The organism is Sphaerochaeta sp. S2 (genome assembly GCF_016406725.1).
Taxonomy (GTDB): Bacteria; Spirochaetota; Spirochaetia; order Sphaerochaetales; family Sphaerochaetaceae; genus Sphaerochaeta.
Genome location: NZ_JAEKNT010000117.1, coordinates 1 through 3,512 on the forward strand (window position 1 = coordinate 1; position 3,512 = coordinate 3,512).

5 protein-coding genes are annotated in these 3,512 nt (G+C 47.4%); 2 read left to right on the forward strand and 3 right to left on the reverse strand.

Annotated elements, in window-relative coordinates; genetic code table 11:
* Positions 1 to 288: 288 nt before the first annotated feature.
* The 3 genes from JF818_RS03290 to JF818_RS03300 all read right to left on the reverse strand — a co-directional run bounded on the left by JF818_RS03290 (position 289) and on the right by JF818_RS03300 (position 1,189).
* Positions 289 to 537 (reverse strand): VF530 family DNA-binding protein, encoded by a 249-nt coding sequence (locus JF818_RS03290; RefSeq protein WP_233065858.1) that lies wholly within the window; start codon positions 535 to 537, stop codon positions 289 to 291.
* Positions 534 to 734: a YwbE family protein gene (locus tag JF818_RS03295; protein ID WP_198890557.1), complete on the reverse strand. Its 201-nt coding sequence runs from the start codon at positions 732 to 734 to the stop codon at positions 534 to 536. Before JF818_RS03295 ends, JF818_RS03290 begins: the two co-directional genes overlap by 4 nt.
* A gap of 143 nt (positions 735 to 877) precedes the next feature.
* Positions 878 to 1,189, reverse strand: a complete 312-nt coding sequence (locus tag JF818_RS03300) for an amidohydrolase family protein (RefSeq protein ID WP_198890558.1) — start codon at positions 1,187 to 1,189, stop codon at positions 878 to 880.
* A gap of 148 nt (positions 1,190 to 1,337) precedes the next feature.
* Between JF818_RS03300 and istA the strand changes: the two genes are divergently transcribed.
* Positions 1,338 to 2,846: an IS21 family transposase gene (gene istA / locus JF818_RS03305; RefSeq protein WP_198890559.1), complete on the forward strand. Its 1,509-nt coding sequence runs from the start codon at positions 1,338 to 1,340 to the stop codon at positions 2,844 to 2,846.
* Positions 2,843 to 3,512 (forward strand): IS21-like element helper ATPase IstB (gene istB, locus JF818_RS03310; RefSeq protein ID WP_198890560.1); only part of this gene is annotated, 670 nt, incomplete at its 3' end. The genes istA and istB, both read left to right, overlap by 4 nt.

The following is a 3,512-nucleotide window of genomic DNA, read 5'->3' on the forward strand; positions in this document are numbered from 1 at the left end:
GATTAAAGAAGATCTTCGACAATTCACAGAAAAAATCAGTTCCGAGAAAGAGATAAATCTGAAAGTTTTTGGTATAGGATCCCAAACATTGAAACAAGTTATTGTAAATCTTAAAAAGCTTTACAATCTTTAATGGTAACTGCTCATGTATAGGCTTTTCTTCCTGAGTGAGCCTTCTTCTTAGCCCCTGTTTCGTTATTGAATTTGTATCATAGGTACCAGAAGAATTGTCATATTTCCCATAAAAGGCGGCATTTTAAGGCTACTGGGAGTGCTGCTTCAGCACCATTAATACCTCGAATCCTCGTTCAGGTAAAATTCAAGGTCCAGATAGATATCCTCAAGCTTTGTACGTGCCCAAAGGTTCTTGCGTAGGAACTTCAAGCTGGATTTGATGCTGGGGTCGTTATAGAAGCATTGTAGTTGCACCATGTCGTACAGCCCTTTCCAGCCGTAGTAATCGACCAGACGGATAAGCAGATTCTCCAGTGTTATGCCATGCAGGGGGTTGTTCACTTGTGTAGTTGAATTGGTCATGTCTGTGATAGAATCTCCTTCACACGCCCTACTTCACCACTCTCAAGACGAACCTTGATACCATGCGGATGCATGCGAGAGTTGGTCAGGATGTCCTTGACTACACCTTTGGTGGTAGCACCAGTTGCTTGGTCCTGCTTGAGGACAATGAGCACTTCCAGTCCAGCGTGTATATCAGCTCTTATCTTTCCATCCATATCGATCTCTCCCACACCCCTCACTCTACAGTAGAACGTAATATTGTTGAAGAGCAATCCGCATCAGATTTGTGCAGGTACCAAACAGCCAGCATCCCAGTGATATTCGCAATAGTTCACACCTTTGTGAGTGATAGCTTGTACTATGGAGACACTTTCTCATCGATTGCCTTGAATACCTCTTGGATATCCATGTCAGAAGAGAGCATCACCAGGTCAGCCTTGTATCCGGGTTTGATCTTGCCTCGATCTGTTTGAGAAAGCACCCGTAAGGGATTCTCGGACGCTACCTGAAAGAAGGATTGCTTGTCCAATAAGCTTTTGTGAACAAGGTTTCTTGCTGATTCGCTGATCAGCATAGCAGAGCCTATCAGTATGTCATTATCACGGTAATAACAGGCTTTTCCATTCGAATAGATTTGCTTGCCCAGATAGATGCCTTCACCGGCACCCATACCCGCCTCTGTGTGGTATCGTAGAAATACCTAAAATGGTAGTGACCTTTTCCCTATTTTGGTTGTGACAAGAAAGGGACACTTGCAACGAATGTCCCATCGAATCTACCTTCTTGTTGACTAAAACGACAAGGAGAACAACCGGAGTATGTTGAAAATGTCCCAGATAGATACTATCAAGAACATGTGGAGAGATGGAAGGTCCAAAGCAGAGATAAAAGAAGTGACAGGATTGGACAGGAAGACTATCAGTAAATACATCAATAAAGAGGATTTCAGCAAAGGGCCTGAGGTGTATGCAAAAGATCAGAGAGGCAGCAAGCTTGACCCGTACAAGCACATCATAGACGAGTATCTGGAAAAACAGAGCGAGTATTTCCATAAGCAGCGACTGACTGCGCTGAGGATGCATGAGATTCTGGTCACCAAGCATAAAGCCAAGGAATTGGAACATTCCTACATCCTCGTACGCAAATACATGAAGTCATGGAGAAACCAGCGGAGAAGGAACAATGGACCGGGCACCCTTAAGCTGGTATGGCATCCTGGGGAAGCCCAAGTCGATTTCGGGGAGGCGGATTTCATCGACACGGATGGAAGTTATGTCCGCAAGAAATACTTCGTCATGTCATTTCTCCACAGCAACATGGCAATCTATGAGATTCTACCAGGCGAGAACGGGGAATGTGTTTGTCAGGGGCTGCTGGATTTCTTCATGTTCATTGGAGGAGTTCCCTACCTAATCGTATTTGACAACGCTACCGGCATAGCAAAGCGCTATGCGAACATCGTCCAGCAATCGGAGCTTTTCACCAGGTTCCGGCTTCATCATGGTTTTGTAGCCCAGTTCGCAAATGTTCGCTCAGGATGGGAGAAGGGCAATGTTGAGAACAAGGTGGGCACCTTGCGTCGCAACCGCCTGTCCCCTCCCTTGGAACTGGCCTATCCTCTTCAGGATTTCAATCGTAATGTAATGATTCCTGAGTCCTTTGCCTTCCGCGCAGAGGAACTGCATTACGAGAAAGGCAAGACAGGCACAGAACTGTTCATCCAAGACAGGAAGGCATTGATGGCATTGCCTGCAAAACCATTCCATGTTGCCAGGATAGATACCATGAGGACCAATGGCACCGGATGTTTCAGGATGGAGAGTGGCCATACGTATGTACTTGGTTCTGGATATGCGAATGATGCAGTGCTGGTCTCAAGGGGAGCCTGGGAAATCTCGGTCTATACACGTGGAGGTGAATTCATCAGGACATTCCCCCGTGCCTATGGGGATGAGCCCACCACCACCTATGATATTGAGGCTATGCTGGGGGCGAGTGTCAACAAGCCGAATGCGTGGATGCACAGCCCCGTGAGAGAGAAGATGGAAGATGGTGGGTTCAAGCACTATCTTGACGCTGCTGACAATTCAAGTCGTAGACGGGGGTTGTACATGCTCAATGAGTGCTCTGACCGGTTTGGATTTGGTGTCGCATCGGTGGCGGCCAACAGCTTGTGCAGGGATGGCAGGATCCCTACGAAGGAAGACCTGATTGTACTGTGCAACCGGATGGTGTCGTTCCCGCTTGAGGCAAGCGACAATCCCACCAATGTGAATCTGGGTGTATATGATGCACTGTTGGGCAAATCGGGGGAGGTTGCTCTATGAAGGCCAAGCAAGCGCAAAAGGAACTGTTCAACTCCTCATTCACCAATAAGCTGAGACAATTCTTCTTCTCCCAGGAAGGAGTCCGTCAAGCACTTGAGACTGGGACCCCAAAGCAGATCGAGTACCTGAATGAGCTGCTTGATTGTGAGCTGGCTCGCAGGACGGAATCCCGCAAGGCCAGGATGATCAAGCATGCCGGTTTTCCTTCCATCAAGAGCATTGATGAGTATGATTTCTCCAATGTGCGTTTCCCTGCCCTGATGAGCAAGGAGGAAGTGCTCTCGCTCGAGTTCATCAACCAGAAGAGAACCCTGATCTTTTATGGGATTTGTGGTAGTGGGAAGACAATGCTTTCCATTGCTCTGGGTATCAGGGCTTGCAATGAAGGCCACAAGGTGAAGTTCATGACCATGAGCCAGTTGATTGCACGACTGGCGAAAGCACGCTCTGAGGAACTCCTGGAGAGAACCCTTCTGGATCTCAAGAAGCTTGACCTGTTGATAATTGATGAATGGGGCTATTGCCAGGTAAGCAGGGATGATGCTCAGCTCCTATTCAGGGTGATTGCAGACAGTTACGAGAACAAGTCCTTGATTGTGACCACCAATCTACCATTCAGCGAATGGGGGAAGCTCATGACTGATGAGCAATTGGCAACTGCAATCA